At 52.9% G+C, this 17,080-nt stretch carries 19 protein-coding genes; 15 read left to right on the forward strand and 4 right to left on the reverse strand.

Annotated elements, in window-relative coordinates; genetic code table 11:
• Nucleotides 1–15 precede the first annotated feature (15 nt).
• The 8 genes from GJ1_RS02960 to GJ1_RS02995 all read left to right on the forward strand — a co-directional run bounded on the left by GJ1_RS02960 (nt 16) and on the right by GJ1_RS02995 (nt 7,064).
• Nucleotides 16–1,530, forward strand: a complete 1,515-nt coding sequence (locus GJ1_RS02960; protein ID WP_066228250.1) for a spore germination protein — start codon at nt 16–18, stop codon at nt 1,528–1,530.
• 11 nt (nt 1,531–1,541) lie between these two features.
• Nucleotides 1,542–2,627, forward strand: a complete 1,086-nt coding sequence (locus GJ1_RS02965) for a Ger(x)C family spore germination protein (RefSeq protein WP_066228252.1) — start codon at nt 1,542–1,544, stop codon at nt 2,625–2,627.
• Nucleotides 2,628–2,653: 26 nt separating this feature from the next.
• Nucleotides 2,654–3,766, forward strand: coding sequence for a GerAB/ArcD/ProY family transporter (locus tag GJ1_RS02970; RefSeq protein ID WP_066228256.1), 1,113 nt, complete (start codon nt 2,654–2,656; stop codon nt 3,764–3,766).
• A gap of 170 nt (nt 3,767–3,936) precedes the next feature.
• Nucleotides 3,937–4,608: a 7-cyano-7-deazaguanine synthase QueC gene (gene queC, locus GJ1_RS02975; protein WP_066228260.1), complete on the forward strand. Its 672-nt coding sequence runs from the start codon at nt 3,937–3,939 to the stop codon at nt 4,606–4,608.
• Nucleotides 4,605–5,042 carry a 6-carboxytetrahydropterin synthase QueD gene (queD, locus tag GJ1_RS02980; RefSeq protein ID WP_066228263.1) on the forward strand — a complete coding sequence of 146 codons (438 nt, stop codon included), beginning with the start codon at nt 4,605–4,607 and terminating at the stop codon, nt 5,040–5,042. The genes queC and queD overlap by 4 nt, the downstream gene beginning before the upstream one ends.
• On the forward strand, nt 5,042–5,776 hold the full coding sequence (queE, locus tag GJ1_RS02985) for a 7-carboxy-7-deazaguanine synthase QueE (RefSeq protein WP_066228265.1): 735 nt from the start codon (nt 5,042–5,044) through the stop codon (nt 5,774–5,776). The genes queD and queE overlap by 1 nt, the downstream gene beginning before the upstream one ends.
• Nucleotides 5,777–5,826: 50 nt before the next feature.
• The gene (gene queF / locus GJ1_RS02990) at nt 5,827–6,324 is read left to right on the forward strand and encodes a preQ(1) synthase (protein ID WP_066228268.1); all 498 of its coding nucleotides are present in this window, start codon (nt 5,827–5,829) and stop codon (nt 6,322–6,324) included.
• Nucleotides 6,325–6,380: 56 nt separating this feature from the next.
• Complete coding sequence (locus tag GJ1_RS02995) at nt 6,381–7,064, forward strand: NAD(P)H-binding protein (protein WP_066228271.1); 684 nt, start codon at nt 6,381–6,383, stop codon at nt 7,062–7,064.
• A 31-nt stretch (nt 7,065–7,095) separates the two neighbouring features.
• Here the strand turns inward: GJ1_RS02995 and GJ1_RS03000 are convergent, their stop codons facing one another.
• The 3 genes from GJ1_RS03000 to ykzS all read right to left on the reverse strand — a co-directional run bounded on the left by GJ1_RS03000 (nt 7,096) and on the right by ykzS (nt 8,515).
• Nucleotides 7,096–7,278 (reverse strand): YkvS family protein, encoded by a 183-nt coding sequence (locus GJ1_RS03000; protein WP_044731906.1) that lies wholly within the window; start codon nt 7,276–7,278, stop codon nt 7,096–7,098.
• A gap of 260 nt (nt 7,279–7,538) precedes the next feature.
• Nucleotides 7,539–8,123 (reverse strand): cell wall hydrolase, encoded by a 585-nt coding sequence (locus GJ1_RS03005; RefSeq protein WP_066228278.1) that lies wholly within the window; start codon nt 8,121–8,123, stop codon nt 7,539–7,541.
• Nucleotides 8,124–8,320: 197 nt separating this feature from the next.
• Nucleotides 8,321–8,515, reverse strand: a complete 195-nt coding sequence (ykzS, locus tag GJ1_RS03010; protein ID WP_066228279.1) for a protein YkzS — start codon at nt 8,513–8,515, stop codon at nt 8,321–8,323.
• Between the two features lie 171 nt (nt 8,516–8,686).
• On the opposite strand from ykzS, the gene GJ1_RS03015 reads away from it, so the two are divergent.
• The 5 genes from GJ1_RS03015 to GJ1_RS03040 all read left to right on the forward strand — a co-directional run bounded on the left by GJ1_RS03015 (nt 8,687) and on the right by GJ1_RS03040 (nt 13,504).
• On the forward strand, nt 8,687–9,376 hold the full coding sequence (locus tag GJ1_RS03015) for a hypothetical protein (RefSeq protein WP_066228281.1): 690 nt from the start codon (nt 8,687–8,689) through the stop codon (nt 9,374–9,376).
• A gap of 509 nt (nt 9,377–9,885) precedes the next feature.
• Nucleotides 9,886–10,635 (forward strand): SDR family NAD(P)-dependent oxidoreductase, encoded by a 750-nt coding sequence (locus tag GJ1_RS03025; protein ID WP_066228285.1) that lies wholly within the window; start codon nt 9,886–9,888, stop codon nt 10,633–10,635.
• A gap of 65 nt (nt 10,636–10,700) precedes the next feature.
• Nucleotides 10,701–10,946: a YueH family protein gene (locus GJ1_RS03030; protein WP_066228289.1), complete on the forward strand. Its 246-nt coding sequence runs from the start codon at nt 10,701–10,703 to the stop codon at nt 10,944–10,946.
• 56 nt (nt 10,947–11,002) lie between these two features.
• Complete coding sequence (locus GJ1_RS03035; RefSeq protein ID WP_066228292.1) at nt 11,003–12,268, forward strand: ATP-binding protein; 1,266 nt, start codon at nt 11,003–11,005, stop codon at nt 12,266–12,268.
• 87 nt (nt 12,269–12,355) lie between these two features.
• The gene (locus GJ1_RS03040) at nt 12,356–13,504 is read left to right on the forward strand and encodes a cation:proton antiporter (protein WP_066228295.1); all 1,149 of its coding nucleotides are present in this window, start codon (nt 12,356–12,358) and stop codon (nt 13,502–13,504) included.
• A gap of 178 nt (nt 13,505–13,682) precedes the next feature.
• Here GJ1_RS03040 and GJ1_RS19220 read toward each other — a convergent pair whose 3' ends face one another.
• On the reverse strand, nt 13,683–13,811 hold the full coding sequence (locus GJ1_RS19220; protein WP_281176898.1) for a hypothetical protein: 129 nt from the start codon (nt 13,809–13,811) through the stop codon (nt 13,683–13,685).
• Between the two features lie 143 nt (nt 13,812–13,954).
• Between GJ1_RS19220 and glcT the strand changes: the two genes are divergently transcribed.
• A complete protein-coding gene (glcT, locus tag GJ1_RS03045; RefSeq protein WP_066228298.1) occupies nt 13,955–14,812 on the forward strand; it encodes a glucose PTS transporter transcription antiterminator GlcT in 858 nt (285 codons plus the stop codon).
• A 231-nt stretch (nt 14,813–15,043) separates the two neighbouring features.
• Nucleotides 15,044–17,062 carry a glucose-specific PTS transporter subunit IIBC gene (gene ptsG, locus GJ1_RS03050; protein ID WP_066228301.1) on the forward strand — a complete coding sequence of 673 codons (2,019 nt, stop codon included), beginning with the start codon at nt 15,044–15,046 and terminating at the stop codon, nt 17,060–17,062.
• Nucleotides 17,063–17,080: the final 18 nt, after the last annotated feature.

The raw sequence follows: 17,080 nt of genomic DNA on the forward strand, positions 1-17,080 counted from the left end.
AGCGAGGGGATGTCCGTGGGTTTGTTCATGTTTTGGAAAAAAAAGAAAAAACGCCCCCCGCAGCGGCCCATTTCGCAGCTTTGGGAAAAACTGCGGCAATCAAGCGACTTCGTTGAATTGTCGTTCATCGTTGGGGGCAAGGAGCTGTCGATTTACTATTTTGATTCGCTCGTCGATCCGCAAGTATTGCAAGAGCAGATTCTTTGCCATTTGCAAAACGACATTCCCAAGCATCCGACCGTCCGACTGGAAGATTTGCAACAAATCGTGCCGATTCAGCGCATTGAAGTGAGCGAAGACACAGCGCTGATTGAAGAAAAGGTATTGAAAGGGTTTGTCGCCGTCAGTTTCCGCGAACAGCCGGGCAAGGCGGCGCTCATGAGCGCCGCCGCCGAAAATTTAGGGTTGCGGGAAAACAACGATTCCGAAAATGAGTTCAGTGTCGTCGGACCGAAAGTCGGGTTTGTCGAAAACGTTGGCGTCAATTTGCATCTCATCCGCCGGCAAGTGGTGACGCCGAACCTTGTTTTTCGAGAAATGTCGGTCGGCTCAGTGTCGAAAACAAAAGTCGTCATTGCCTACATCGACGGCGTGGCCAATCCAGAAGTGGTCCAAACGGTGACGCAGCGGCTTGAGGCAATTCATTTTGACGTCGTGTTTGACAACGCCATTTTGGATCAGCTGCTCGCTGACAATTCGCGGACGCCGTTTCCGCTCTTTATCTCGACTGAGCGGATCGATCGGGCCGTTTATGCGATCGTCTCGGGGCAAGTCGCGATTTTTTGCGACGGCTCCCCGTATGCCGTGATCGGTCCCGCCGCTCTTTTCGATTTTTTTACGTCGCCGGAAGACTATTATCTGCCGTGGGTGCTCGGTACGTTTTTCCGCCTCATTCGGTTTTTCGGCGTCGCGTTTTCCGTGTTGGCGTCTCCGATTTATGTGGCGGTGCTGACGTACCATTACGAGATGATCCCGGAAGATTTGCTCGGACCGATCATTTATTCGCGCTCGAACGTGCCGTTTCCGCCGGTGCTCGAGGTGCTGTTTTTGGAGATTACGATCGAGCTGTTGCGCGAAGCCGGAGCGCGGCTGCCGACGAAAGTGGCGCAAACGCTCGGGATTGTCGGCGGGATTGTCATCGGGCAGGCGACTGTTGATGCTGGGCTGACGAGTACGATTTTGTTGATTGTCGTTGCCCTGGCGGCGCTCGCTTCGTTTACAACGCCGATTTTCAAAATGTCGAACACGATTCGGTTCATCCGGTTCCCATTCATTTTGTTCGCCGCTGGCTGGGGCGGGATCGGCATCATCTTTGCTGTCTGCGGATTGCTCATTCATTTAGGGCGGCTGCAGTCGTTTGGCTATCCGTATTTGCTGCCGTTTTATCCGCTTCGCGTGCGCAACTTCCGCGACACCTTCATCCGTTCGCCATACAGTGAAACAGCGGAACGGCCGATGTTTCTTCGTCCGCGGTCGCGGTTTCGCTATGATCCGAATGAGGCGAAGCAAAAACGCGATATTGATGAGTAAGGGTGATCATGATGAGGCGTGGGCTCGCATGGATCGGTGCGTTGCTGTTGCTTAGCGGCTGCGCCAGTTCGCGGCCGATTGACGAAATTCAAATTATCCAGCAGATGGGCTATGATTTCGAGAACGGCCGCTACACCGGCACGGCGGTGTACCCGACGTTCAAGCAAGGGCCGATGACAAAGCCGAATATGCTGACGACGACGTCGCCAACGATCTACGACCTCATCCCGCGCCTGTCATCGAAATCGGCGCTGCCGATTGAGGAAGGACAGCTGCGGCTCATTTTGTTTGGCCAAGAGTTCGCTAGGCGCGGGGTGACGCAAATTACGCATAGCCTCGCGCGCAACAACAAAGTCGGCAGCCATTTGTTGCTTGGCGTGGCGGAAGAAAGTGCCAGGGAGTTGCTGAAAATCACTGCGAAAACGACGCTGAGCGACACGTTGTATTTGCCGAATGTTGTGGAACAAAACGAGCAGTCGATGAACTTGCCGAAGACGAATTTGCACTTGTTTTTGTATCGCTATTTTTCCCCGGGGAGCGACCCATTTTTGCCGTACTTTGAGAAAAAAGGAGATTTCGTCAAGCTCGAAGGGGTCGCTTTGTTTCGCGATGACAAATATGTCGGGCATGTGAGTTTGCGCGATTCGTTTTTGATGAAAATTTTGCTCGGGGAAACGAAAAACGGCGTCTACCAGCTGAAAGTTGGGAATCGCGGAAAACAGGGCGAGGATCGGGTGATGCTGCAAAACTTATGGGCAAAGCCGAAATATGAATGGAAGCGTGACGGCAGCCGCCATGCGCTTGACGTGTTCGTCCATATCCATGCGTCGGTGAGGGATTACCCGTCATGGCTCGATCATCCAGGAGATGATTTGTTTGATGATGTGAAGAAAAAAATGGAAAATGAATTAGAGCATAATATGCGCCGGCTATTCCGTTATTTTCAGAAAAAACGGATTGATCCGCTCGGCATCGGCGATTTTGTCCGCAGCGTGACAAGACATTGGGATCCCGATGCGTTTTACCGCGAATACCCGGATATCGACATCCGTCCGCATGTAACGGTGGACATCGTCCATACAGGCATTGGCGAATAAGACGGGGATCATGAGGAGGGATAACGATGAAGCAGGCCATTCCGGAACGGTTTCTCATTTCCCCGTTTCTTGCTTTTTTTGTCATTCATGCGGCACAAATTGGGGTCGGGGCGCTCAGTTTTCAGCGTCCGCTCATGAAAGAGGCGGGGCAGGACGCCTGGATCGTTGTGTTGCTGGCTGGACTGGCGGCGCACGGGCTCGTTTGGCTCATGTATCGTCTGTTTTCCTACTCGCCGTCCGGAGGAGACATCGTGTCGCTTCATGAACAGTACTTCGGGCGGTGGATCGGTGGAGTGCTGAGCCTTGGGCTGCTTTTTTACTATGCGCTCGTGGCGCTGACGGTGCTTCAGTCGTACATTGAAATCATTAAAGTATGGGTGTTCCCGTTGATGGGAGCGTGGCAGTTCAGCCTCGTTTTTTTGCTGCTGACGTATTACGCCGTCCTCGGCGGGTTTCGCGTCGTCGCCGGCTTATGCGTTTGGGGAGTCGTGATTCCGCTGTTGACGATTTTTCCGATGGTTTTCTTTCCGCTTGAATATGCTCAATACCGGAATTTATTTCCAGTGTTTGACCATTCGTTTGGACAATTGGTGAAAGCATCGAAAGAGATGACGCTTCAATATTTAGGGTTTGAAATGCTGCTCATGTATTACCCGTTTTTAAAAAATGCTCCGTCCTCGCAAAAGTGGGCGCACGCTGCCAATGCCTTCACAACGTTCATTTACCTTGTTGTGATGTTGATTTCGATTGTGTTTTATAACAAAGAACAAATTCAGCATATTACATGGCCGACGCTGACGCTCGCCAAAATTCCGGAAGTGCCGTTTATCGAGCGGATGGAGTATATCGTCATCTCGATTTACGTGCTCGTTGTGTTTCCGATCATTACCATTTCCGTTTGGGCGGCGATGCGCGTGGTCAAACAGCTGTTTGCCGTTCAGCAGCGCCGTTCGCTGCCTGTGCTGCTTGCCGTCTTGTTTGTCGGAACGCTGTTTGTTCAAGAGAAAACCGATATCGATCGGTTGATGAAATGGACAGCTGAGGCCGGGTTTTATCTTGCCGCCGTCTACATTCCTCTTTTGTACGTGTACGTATGGGCGGCGGAAAAAGTGAAAAAGGCGCTACAACAAAAACCGTGAATATGGTATAGTAAAAAAGAAAACAGAAGAATACAATTCCGTACATTTGTACGGGAGAGGTTTCTAGCAAAACCCTCTATAAAAAACTAGGGACGGCTGTATCCTAGGGGTATGGCCTTTTTTGTTTTGGAAACCTCTTCTTCTGCCGATTCAGGAGGAGGTTGATCAGCATGAAGAGGAAGGAAGAAAAAGCGGTTGTCGTCTTCAGCGGCGGCCAAGACAGCACGACATGTTTGTTTTGGGCGAAAAAGCGGTTTGTGGAAGTCGAAGCGGTGACGTTTGACTACGGACAGCGCCATCGCCGCGAAATTGACGTCGCGGCATCGATCGCCAACGAGCTTGGCGTCCGCCATACGGTGCTTGATCTGTCGCTTCTCGGGCAGTTGGCGCCAAACGCCCTGACGCGGCGCGACATCGCCATCGAACAAAAGGAAGGTGAGCTGCCGACGACGTTTGTGGACGGGCGCAATTTATTGTTTTTGTCATTTGCCGCCGTGCTCGCCAAACAGCGGGGCGCGCGCCATATCGTGACTGGGGTGTGCGAAACGGATTTCAGCGGCTATCCGGACTGCCGAGATGTGTTTATCAAATCATTGAACGTCACGTTGAATTTAGCGATGGATTACGAATTTGTCATTCATACGCCGCTCATGTGGCTGACGAAAGCTGAGACGTGGAAGCTCGCCGATGAGCTCGGTGCGCTCGAGTTCGTCCGCACGAAGACGCTGACGTGCTATAACGGCATCATCGCCGACGGCTGCGGCGAATGCCCGGCGTGCGTGCTGCGCCAACGCGGGCTTGACGAATACTTGCGGGAAAAAGCGGAGGTGGAGGCGCGATGATGCACCAGCTGTATCCACAAGTCATGCATAATTACCGCTATGAGTTGAACAAAGATATGCACATCGCCGCCGCCCATTTCATCCCGCATGAAGCAGCGGGAAGCTGCGCAAACGTGCATGGCCATACGTACATCGTCAATGTGACGGTCGCCGGCGATGAGCTCGATGAGAGCGGCTTTTTAGTCAATTTCCAAACGTTAAAACAGCTCGTTCATCGAAAACTGGACCATACGCTGCTTAACGACCACGCCGATTGGTTTGACAGCCGGGACCCGAACCGGTTTCCGACGTCGGAGGTGGTGGCGCGCACGATTTATGAAACGATTCAACGCTATTTGGATACGCTGCCGCACAAGCCGAAATGTTTGCAAGTGTTCGTCCGCGAAACGCCCACCAGTTATGTTGTCTACCGGCCGAAAGCGGGGGAACGGTGATGGGGCGCACGATTCCGGTGTTGGAGATTTTTGGGCCGACCATTCAAGGCGAAGGAATGGTGATCGGCCAAAAGACGATGTTCGTCCGCACGGCTGGCTGCGACTACCGCTGCCGCTGGTGCGATTCGGCGTTTACGTGGGACGGGTCGGCGAAAGACGAGATCGAGCAGCTGACCGCGGAAGACATTTGGCGGCGGCTTAAGGCCATCGGCGGCCGCCGCTTCCGCCATGTGACGATTTCGGGCGGCAACCCGCTTTTGATCTCCGCTCTCGGTGAGCTTGTTGCGCTTCTTCATGAAAAAGGGATGCGGGTGGCGGTTGAAACGCAAGGGAGCCGATGGCAAGACTGGCTGCTTCATGTGGACGACGTCACCCTCTCCCCGAAGCCGCCAAGTTCGGGGATGGACACCGACTGGGCGGTGCTCGATCGGATCATCGAGCGGCTGCAGGCTGACCGAAGCCGGGCGCGGCGCATCAGTTTGAAAGTGGTTGTCTTTGATGACGCCGATTTGGCGTATGCCAAAGAGGTGCACCGCCGCTACCCGGGCGTTCCGTTTTATTTGCAGACGGGCAACGACGATGTGGCGGATTCGGATGTGGCTGCGCTCCGCGCGAAACTCTTCGGCCGGTTGGAATGGCTGGTGGAACAAATCGCTCAGTCGGAGGAGCTCGCAGACGTCCGCATCCTGCCGCAGCTGCACACGCTCCTTTGGGGGAACAAGCGCGGCGTTTAAGGAGCTCTTCCGGCAGACGGACGAACCATCACAAACAAGGAGGAACAGACATGGCAGGAAGAAGTGAAAAAGAGTTAAAGGAATTGACGCTGCTTGGCAATCAAGGAACAACGTATTCGTTTACGTACAATCCGAATCTTCTTGAAGTGTTTGACAACAAACATCCTGACCGGGATTATTTCGTGAAGTTCAATTGTCCGGAGTTTACAACGTTGTGTCCAAAAACCGGACAACCGGACTTCGCGACGATTTACATCAGCTACATCCCGGACAAAAAATGCGTCGAAAGCAAGTCGCTGAAGCTGTATTTGTTCAGCTTCCGCAACCATGGCGATTTTCATGAAGACTGCGTCAACATCATTATGAACGATTTGATCAAAGTGATGGAACCGCGCTATATCGAAGTATGGGGGAAATTCACGCCGCGCGGGGGCATTTCGATTGACCCGTACTGCAACTGGGGGCGCCCGGGGACGAAATACGAAAAAATGGCCGAATACCGGCTGCTCAATCACGATTTGTACCCGGAAAAAGTCGACAACCGCTAGAGCCAGCAAAAAAAGAGGTAGTTTTTTCGCCCAAACTCCTATATAATGGACAATGAATGTTTGCCTTGGAGGTTTTGGCGTTGGAGCGAAGAACAGCTCTTTTGCTTGGAGCAAGCGGTTTGGTCGGCGGAGAGCTACTGAAGCTGCTGTTGCAGTCGGATTTATACTGCCGCGTGACAATTTTCGTCCGCACTCCGCTGCCGGTGGAACACGAAAAGCTGCAGCAAGTCGTCGTCGATTTTGCACGCCTGGAATCGTACGAACGGCATTTTTATGTGGACGATGTGTTTTGCTGCCTCGGGACGACGCGCAAGAAGGCGAAAACAAAGCAGCAGTTCATTCAAGTCGACTATGAATACACGCTGCGGGCGGCGGTGCTGGCGGAAAAGTGCCGCGCGAAAAGCTTTTTGACCGTCTCTTCGATCGGCGCCAACCCGTGTTCGCCGTTTTTCTACCAGCGCGTCAAAGGGGAGACGGAAGAGGCGTTGCAGCGGCTTTCCATCCCATCGCTCCATATTTTCCGCCCGTCGCTGCTCGTCGGCAAGCGCCGGGAGTTCCGCCTCGCCGAGGCGCTCGCCGGGTGGCTGTTATGCCGGCTGTCGTTTTTGTTCGTCGGCAAATGGAAAAAGTATAAGCCGGTCGACGCCCGTCAGCTTGCTTTGGCTATGTTTTACCGGGCGGCGTCAGCAACGAGCGGCGTCCATATATATGAATGCGACGAACTCGCCCGCATTTCGTAAACAAAAAAGAGGCTCTTGGCAGCCTCTTTTTCTATTCAATGATCTTATAGTTTTTATGATTGACGACCGTCCGTTCTTGCAAATCGAGTTCACGGTAGTTTTCCATATACGTCAAATCAACGATGACTGAGTTTTCATTCACCTTCTCGACAATGCCGCGCAGTCCATTTTTAAACTCGATAATATCTCCGACTTTCGCTTTTTTATTAGTCATCATCATTCCCCTTTTTCATCGTCTTTTGTTCTAGTTTGCCTTATTTTCCACTGCAAGTAAAGGGGTTTCTTTCCTAAAAGGCTGGTGAAAAACAACTTTTTTCACCAAATCGGTGGTCTCCAACTGGAAAAGAGAGCTGATCTTACATGGTTTATCAAATTGAGAAACAACGTGATGGAGCCGCTTTTTCATTAAAAATCACCGGTGGCCTAAAACTATAAAGAAAAAGCAGGGGGCAGTCTTCCCCCCTTGCTCCCGCTTTACTTAGCAAAGACGTGGTTGCCGATGACGACGGTCACTGGACGCGAGCGCAGCCATTTGCTTTTCGCCGTTTTCGGATTATAGAAATAGAGCGAGCCGTTTCCTAAACCGCGAAAAGCAAGTGCTTCTTCAACGGCGCGGTATGATTCACGGTCAGCCGGTTCGTTGATCGATCCGTTTGCGACCGGTGTGAATGCATAATGGCCGCCAGAGCGCTCATAAATGACGGCGCGGATCGTATCCGGAAAATCCGGATGGTCGACGCGGTTCAGAACAACCGTCGCTACGGCTACCTTTCCAGCGTACGGCTCCCCTTTCGCCTCGGCGTGGACAAGGCGGGCGAGCAAATCTTTCTCCGCCTCCGTGATGCCCGCGTCAGGGATGACGAGTTTTTCGCCAGGATACAATAAATCGCCTTTGTGATTTTTTTGTTTCAGTTGTTTGAGCGGCACACTGTATTGTTTCGCGATGTTCCAAAGCGTGTCGCCGCGCTTGACCGTATAGATCGTGGCAGCATTAGCATGGCCGGCGAAGAAAAACATCCCGCACAGCATCGCCATCCCCCATGCTTTTGCCTGTTTCATCCACATCCCTCCTCTTGTCTTGAAAACTCGCTACTAGAGTAACAAGGATGAAAGGATGATTCATTATCTAAATGATGGAAAAATGCTTGATGCGTTGAAATCACTAGCTTCGTAGAGGAGTTGGAAATTTCTCCGCACACAAAAATTCCCGGCTTTCCGTCGCGAAAGCCGAGGAAATGGAAGGAAAAGCAGGAAAATCAACTGCGAGGGGTTTCCATATAATGATAAACGACGTGGCCGCCGCGCTGGGCGATGCCGCGAAACCGTTTGAAGTCAGGCTGCTTAACGAGCACAGCTCGGAAAATCGGAAAGTCCTCTTTTTTGACCAACAATTCAGAAATGGTTCCACTTCGCAATTCTTCGATTTGCTTCGCTGCCAATGCTTCATCCATCGCGTTTCCCCCCAAGCGTTGATCCAGCATCGTCGCCGTTATTTATCGTAGCACAGCCGCCCGTTGGGTTAAATACCTATATTTTGGCCGGGCAAACACCCTTTGCTTGTTCCGACATACAATATGGGTGGGTACGCGCCCCGAGAACATAAGCGAGAAAGGGAGAGGACAATGAATCATTGGGATCCGTATATGAATGATCCGTTTCTAAACAACTCCAGCCATGGCCATGAGGCCGGGCGGGTGGACAATAACGCGCCGCCGATGGCGCCGCTGCCGACCGAAGCAATGCCGACAGGGGGGATGCCGGCTGGAGCCATGCCGATGGCGTATTATCCGTCAACAGCGCCTTATGGCTACTGGTGTCCGTCGGTGGCGCCGCCAGCGCCGCTTGTTAGTCCGGCCCATCTTGACAGTCCGGACAGCCCGAACGGGTTTGATAGCCCGGACAGCTCAGACATGATGCCGCCAGCGCCGCCGCTCGGCTTGGAAGCCATGCCGAATATGACTCATGCTTCCGTTTGGCCGATGGGTGGGGAAAAAAACATACCGCCAATGACGCCTGATGGCGCCGTCGCTTCGTATGGCATGACGGCCCCGTATGCAGAAAACGTTCCCCCGGCTGTCGGCACGGCTCCCCTTGCCGTTCCTGGCACGCTGCCTGGGATGGTCGTTGGCGCAACACCTGGTTTCATTCCTGGTGCGGTTCCGTATGTGCCGCTGTACCATCCGCCGATGATGCCGATGCCATATGCCCCGATGGCGCCGTGCGGCTATCCTGCTGCCAAGATGCAACCGTATTATGGTTATGGCGGAGCGACCCCCTATGCGCCAGGGATGCCAAACCCGTACGTTCCTTGATTATGAAGGCGCCAAAAAAGACCGCCTAATCGCGGTCTTTTTTATCGTAATAAGCCGATTTATCCTCACACTTCAACGCGATCATCGTAAGTGGGGACAGCGGAACCATGGAGCGTACGAGGATGGCTTGGTCAACAGCCCGCCGTTGGGTAGGTGTTCCAAAGAATCTCCCACCTCTAAGCATTTGCGTAGGTGGGAGAGCGTTCAAGCGAAAAGCGACGTTATCTATGTGTCCAAGACCCTGTCCGTAGACGTCCACGTTCCGGCTCTATGGAAGGAAGGCACGCTCTGTTCAACTGCGGTCTTTTCTTATTTGGAACGGTTTCAAACCCATTGCGGGTCAGTCGGATGAGACATTGGCGTTTGCGGCCGCCTCTTTTTTGCCGCGGACATGTTTTTTTCCATGATGCTGATGGTATAATAAGGCACAGAGTTTCCCTTGGGAACGAAAGTCTAAAAAAACAAATCCATCAGGTTGAATGGGCAAAGGAAGGGAGAAGAGATTGCACATGAGCATGGAACAGAAAACAGCCATTGTCACCGGTGGGGCGAACGGGATCGGCATGGCGATTGCTAGAGCATTTGCAAAACAGGGAGCAAACGTCGTGATCATCGACCGCGATGTCCAAAACGGTGAAGCGTTCGCCGCGCAATTGCAATCGGACGGGTTCAAGGCAATCTTTGTGGCGGCCGATGTGCGGAAGGTGGACGATATTGAGCGGTTTGTACAAGAAGCTGCCGGCCGCTTCGGCCGCATTGACTATTTGATCAACAATGCCGGCGTCTCACGCTGGAAGTCGCCGTATGAGCTGACGGTTGAGGAGTGGGAGGACGTGCTGTCAACGAATTTGCGCAGCGCTTTTTTTGCTTCCCGTGAAGCGGCTAAATATATGCGCCGCAATGCAAAAGGCGGAGCCATCGTCAACATCGCCTCGACAAGGGCGCTCATGTCTGAACCGAATTCCGAGGCGTACGCTGCATCGAAAGGCGGCCTTGTCGCTTTGACCCATGCGCTGGCGGTGTCGTTTGCGGATGATCGCATTCGCGTCAATTGCATCAGCCCCGGCTGGATTGAAACGGGCGATTATGGGCAATTGCGAGACATTGATCACCGGCAGCACCCGGCCGGCCGCGTCGGCAAACCGGACGATATCGCCCGCGCTTGTCTGTATTTATGCGATGAGGAAAACGATTTTATTACCGGAGTGAATTTGGTCATCGACGGGGGAATGACAAGGAAAATGATTTATATTGAGTAGGGAGTGGGCGTTTGTTAAAATAAACAAAATGGAGACGGTTTCAACGAAAAAGGTGGGACGGAAAAATGAAAATCCGCAAAACGCCGGTGATGGACGGACAAGCTCCGGCTAACGTCTACATTTACGAAAATCGAAAAGAAGAATATATCGTGATCGCCATTCCGGCGCTTGAGTGGTCATTTTCGTTCGCCTATGAGGAAGAGGCGGTGGCGGTGGCCGAGCGGCTTGAGGCGTCGCTTGGAAAGCGGCTTGACCATGAGCGAGCCGCCCTCTTGGCCGAGCGGCTGCTCGGCTGGGCGCGGGAAATGTAGCCTGGCGGATGGCCGTGGCCGCCAGCGACTTTGCATGTTAGGGGTTCGATGACGACGTGGTCAACAAAGCAAAAGTAATCGCAGTATATATCATAGGCAGCATTTTATGGATTGCCGCCACCGACACCCTGCTCAATATGCTGTCGATCAGCCGCAATGTATATATGGCGCTTGGCGCCGCCAAAGGGGCCGTGTTTATTTTGCTCTCGGCCATTTTTTTGTACCAGCTGTTAAAAAAGCGCGAGCAGCTGGAAAAGATCGAGGAAAATGAACAGCAGCTGCTTACGCTCATCAACTCGATGCCGGATTTCGTCTGCTTTAAAGACAGCGAGGGGCGATGGCTGCGCGTCAACGATTTCGGCCGGCGTTTGTACCGTCTCGAACATATCGATTATATCGGGAAGATGGATCGCGAGCTCGGCGAGCTTGTACCGTTTTTTAAAGAAGCGTTTGCGCAGTGCATCGAATCGGACCGCGAAGCGTGGAAAAGCGGAAAGGTGACGCGCCGCGAGGAGTCGTTTGCGACGCCGGATGGGGAAGTGAAGACGTTTGACGTCATTAAAGTGCCGCTCTTTGACGAAAACGGAGCGCGCAAAGGGCTGTTGACGATCGGCCGCGACATTACCCAGCAAAAGCTGGCCGAGGAGCTGCTCTTGAAAAAAGAAAAGCTCTCCGTCCTTGGCGAGCTGGCTGCCGGCATCGCCCATGAAATCCGCAATCCGCTCACCTCCATGAAAGGATTTATTCAGATGATGCAAGAAACGCGCGAAGTCAATGATCATTATATGCGCATCATGTTGAGCGAACTCGGCCGCATCAATCAAATCGTCAGTGAATTGCTTGTGCTCGCCAAGCCGCAAAGCCACGATTATCGGCCGTTTTTGTTGAGCGAGGCCGTTTCGTATGTCATTAGCTTGATCGGCCATGAGGCGACGTTGAACAACGTTTCCATTTCCGTCCATAACAACGCTCCGAAAGCTTGTGTGTACGGCGATCAAAACCAAATTGTTCAAGTGTTGTTGAACATTATGAAAAATGCCATCGAAGCGATGCCTGAAGGCGGAAATTTATACGTCCGCGTTGCTGAAGCGGACGGGAAAATCTACGTCGATGTTGCCGACACCGGCGTCGGCATTTCGAAAGAGCGGCTGCAGAAAATCGGCGAACCGTTTTTCACCTTGAAAGAAAAAGGAATGGGGCTCGGGCTGACGACAAGCATGAAAATCGTTCAAGAACATAAAGGAACGATGCGGATCGAAAGCGAGGTTGGGAAGGGAACGACTGTTCATTTGACGTTTCCGTCCAGCGCGGCAAACGTGTGAGAAAAGGCGTTTCAATAAAAATGAAACCTTTCGTGCATGATAAACGTAGTTTGAAAAAGGATGAGAACATGAAAGGTGGGTGACGGGATGTTCATTGCTCAGCTGGCTGTTATTTTGTTTGCCGCCAAGCTTGCCGGCGATGCGGCCGTACGCCTTGGCCAGCCTGCCGTGCTCGGCAAGCTGCTCATCGGCATTGTGCTTGGGCCGAGCATGCTTGGTGTGATCGAGGATACCGATCTTTTGCAGGAGTTAAGTCAAATTGGCGTTATTTTGCTCATGTTTATCGCCGGCCTTGAGACGGATATGGACCAGTTTCGGCGCACTGGAAAAGCTGCTGTGGCGGTCGGAGTGCTCGGCATTCTCGTTCCGCTGCTCGCTGGGTATGCGGCCGGCGCAGCGTTAGGCATGGAAACCGGCACGGCTCTTTTCCTCGGCCTTTTGCTGTCCGCAACGAGCGTCAGCATTTCCGTGCAGGCGCTCAAGGAGATGGGGCGCCTGCAGTCGAAGGAAGGGTCGGCCATTCTTGGCGCGGCGGTCATCGACGACGTGTTGGTCGTCATTGCTTTGGCATTTTTATTAAGCCTAACTGGCGGCGACGTCGAGCTTGGTGCGGTCGTGCTGAAAAAAGTCGTCTTTTTTGCCGTCGCCATTTTGCTCGCTTGGAAAGCCATCCCGCTCGTATTAAAGTGGTTTGCCCCGTTGCGTGTGACGGAGGCGGTCATTTCAGCCGGGTTGATTATCTGTTTCTCTTTTGCCTACTTTGCTGAGACGATGGGGGTGGCGGCGATCATCGGCGCCTATATTGCCGGGCTTGGCGCGAGTTTTACGGGCTATCGGGAAGAAGTATTTGAGAAAGTGGAAACGATCGCCTATTCTTTGTTTGTCCCTGTCTTTTTTACCTCCATCGGGGTTGCGGCCGACTTTTCCGGCATCGTCGAGCATTGGCCGCTGATTGTCGGCTGGAGTGCGCTCGCGATTTTGACGAAGCTCGTCGGCGCCGCGCTGGGGGCAAAATGGGCCGGATTTTCGTGGGGAAGCTCGCTGGCGGTCGGCGCTGGCATGGTGTCGCGCGGCGAGGTGGCGCTCATCATCGCCGGCATCGGCTTGGAAGCCGGCCTGCTTGATGGGAACATGTTTGCGGTCATGATCATCGTCGTATTGGCAACGACTGTTGTGACGCCGCCGCTATTGAAGATGATTTTCAGTCGTCTTCATCCGGTGCGCCGGACGGCCTAGTCGCCGTCGAAATGGGTGGCCGGGCCGATGGACGGTTCATAGCGGCAAAACAGAGGGTGTCCCAAAAGGATCGGGACACCCTTTCCTATCACCATATATTCGTCACGAAACAATGAATCATGCGCAATATGTTGTATTTCGTTTAAGAGGAATGACGCTTTTGGGTCAGCCCCTGTTGCTACGAGCGGTTCTTTTTCGCTTGCTTGGCCGTATCCACGCTGTCTTTGGCCATTTCTGCCTCCGCCTTGGAAACGGTCGGGTTGGCTGCTTCTTGGCTCACCTTGTTTTGTCTTCCTTTGTTCGACATCTCCCCCCAGCCCTCTTATTAGTATGTCGAAAAGAGCGGCGCCCCATCCAAAAAAACGTCATTGAGAGCGACGGCCCGTCCGGTTTATAATTTAGTCTGCATAGGTCAACGGCAGACGATGGGTACGGAAAGGAGGGAGCTTGGTGGAACAGCCATTTCGTGTCGAAAAAACGCTCAACAACAACGTGTTAATCGCTTCCCATCCGGCATATGGCGAAGTCGTTTTGCTCGGCAAAGGAATCGGCTTCGGCAAAAAACGGGGGGACGAGATTGCGGAGAGCGCTGTTGAAAAATGTTTCGTTCTGAAAAACGAACGCGAACAAGAGCAATACAAAAAGCTGCTTCCGGAATTGAGCGAAGAATTCATCGCCCTCATGAGCGAGGTGGTTCAACATATTCAGCAACGCGTCGGCGCGCCGTTGAATGAGCACATCCATGTGGCGCTGACCGACCATATCGCCTTTACATTAAAGCGGCTTGAACAGGGGCTTGATGTCAAAAATCCGTTTTTGGCTGAAACGAAAAGTTTGTACCCGCTGGAATACGAAATCGCCGGTGAAGTGGCCCGCATGATTGAACAAAAGCTCGGGATTGTGCTGCCTGAAGGGGAGGCAGGCTTTATCGCCCTTCATATTCATAGCGCGATTTCCAAACAAAGCGTGTCGGAAGCGAATCGATATTCCCAGCTCATTGCTGACCTTGTCAAGATCGTCGAGCAACAGCTTGGCGTTGACATCGACCGCGAGAGCGTTCATTATTTGCGGTTTGTCCGTCACTTGCGCTATGCGATTGAGCGGATGAAAAAAGGCGAAAAAGTCGAAGAACCAAAAAATTTGTCGAAAATCTTGAAGGAAGCGTATCCATTATGCTATAATCTAGCATGGAAGTTGGTCAAAGTCATGCAGCAAACGCTTCATCTGCCGGCGGACGATGCCGAGGCGGTCTATTTGACGTTGCATTTGCAGCGGCTGGCGGAGAAAAAGAACAATACAACTGCATAATCGTCTCGCTTTACGTGTTACTGACTCGATCAGGCATGAGTAAAGAGAGCAAAGAAAGCGACAGCAGCAGGGAGTTTGTTTTCGCGCTGTTGTAAGCGTTCTTTTTGTCTCTCTTTAGTCATGCCTTTTTTATTGCGCCGGTGCCCTCGGAAACGCCCGCTCCATTTTCGGTACATGAATCGGCTGTTTGCTGCAAAACTTAAGAAAAGAAAACCAAAGGAGGTCATACAAATGAAACGAGCGTTTGGCACGCTGCAAAAGGTCGGGAAAGCGCTTATGCTTCCGGTGGCGATTCTGCCGGCGGCCGGGATTTTGTTGGCGCTTGGCAACGCCTTGAAAAACCCGGCGCTCACTGACAAAATTCCGGCGCTCAAAGCCGACTGGGTCGTGCTCATCTCCAACGTTATGGAGCAAGCAGGCGGCATTGTCTTCTCTAACTTGTCGCTCTTGTTTGCGGTTGGTGTGGCGATCGGCCTTGCCGGCGGGGATGGGGTGGCCGGCTTGGCGGCGATCATCGGCTACTTGATTATGAACGTGACGATGAGCGTCATCTTGGGCGTGACTCCCGATATGATCGGCGCCGACCCGTCGTACGCCAACATCCTTGGCATCCCGACGTTGCAAACGGGCGTCTTTGGCGGGATTATCGTCGGGATTTTGGCAGCGTACATGTACAACAAATACTTCAATATCGAACTGCCGCAATATCTCGGCTTTTTCGCTGGCAAGCGGTTCGTGCCGATCGTGACGGCGGCGTCCGCAGTCGTGCTTGGCATTATCATGACATTCGTTTGGCCGCCGATTCAGCACGGACTCAATGCGTTTTCGCACAATATGATCGATGCGAACAAAACGTTGGCCGCCTTCATTTTCGGCGTCATCGAACGGGCGCTCATTCCGTTTGGTTTGCATCATATTTTCTATGCGCCGTTTTGGTTTGAATTTGGCGAGTACGTCAATAAAGCCGGGCAAGTGGTGCACGGCGACCAAAAAATCTTTTTTGAGCAGCTGAAAGACGGGGTCGAATTGACCGCTGGCACGTTTATGACCGGGAAGTTCCCGTTTATGATGTTTGGCCTTCCGGCAGCGGCGCTCGCGATTTATCACGAAGCGCGTCCGGAAAACAAAAAAGTGGTGGCCGGCATTATGGGTTCGGCCGCGCTGACATCGTTTTTGACCGGGATTACCGAGCCGATCGAATTTTCGTTCTTGTTTGTCGCTCCGGCGCTGTTTGCCATCCACTGCATTTTTGCCGGTTTGTCGTTTATGATTATGCACTTGTTGAACGTCAAAATCGGGATGACGTTCTCTGGCGGGGTCATTGACTTTTTGCTGTTCGGCGTTCTGCCGAACCGGACGGCATGGTGGCTCGTCATTCCGGTCGGCTTGGCGTTTGCCGTCATTTATTACTTCGGATTCCGCTTTGCGATCCGCAAGTGGGATTTGGCGACGCCGGGCCGGGAAAAAACGGTCGAGGAAGCGCCGAAAGCCGAGGCAGCCGCCGCTGGCGACTTGCCGTACGAAGTGCTCGCTGCCCTTGGCGGAAAGGAAAACATCGAACATCTAGATGCATGCATTACACGGTTGCGCGTGTCGGTCCATGACATTGGCCGGGTCGACAAAGACCGGTTGAAAGCGCTCGGCGCTGCTGGGGTGCTTGAAGTTGGCAACAACGTGCAAGCGATTTTCGGTCCGAAATCGGACATGTTAAAAGGGCAAATTCAAGACATTATGCAAGGAAAAGCGCCGGCTCGAGCGGAAGAAAAACCAAAGGCAGCGGCGCCGGAAGCCGTGCAGGCGGAAACGATCGCCTCACCAATGACCGGGGAAATTGTTCCGCTTTCTGAAGTGCCGGACCAAGTGTTTTCGCAAAAAATGATGGGTGATGGCTTCGCGGTGATGCCGACGGACGGCACGGTCGTCTCTCCTGTCGACGGGAAAATCATCAACGTCTTTCCGACGAAGCATGCCATCGGCATTCAGTCAGCCGGCGGGCATGAAATTTTGATCCACGTCGGCATTGACACGGTGAAGCTGAACGGCCAGGGGTTTGAGGCGCTTGTCAAAGAAGGCGACGAAGTGAAAAAAGGGCAGCCGCTTTTGCTCGTCGACCTCGATTATGTGAAACAGAACGCGCCATCGATTGTCACGCCGGTGATTTTTACGAATCTCCAAGCCGGCGAAACGGTGCGCGTCAACAAACAAGGTTCGGTCGCCCGCGGCGAAGACGCCGTCGTTGCAATCCAATGAATCGCTTATTTGCGGCGT

Source organism: Geobacillus jurassicus NBRC 107829 (genome assembly GCF_001544315.1).
GTDB lineage: Bacteria > Bacillota > Bacilli > Bacillales > Anoxybacillaceae > Geobacillus > Geobacillus jurassicus.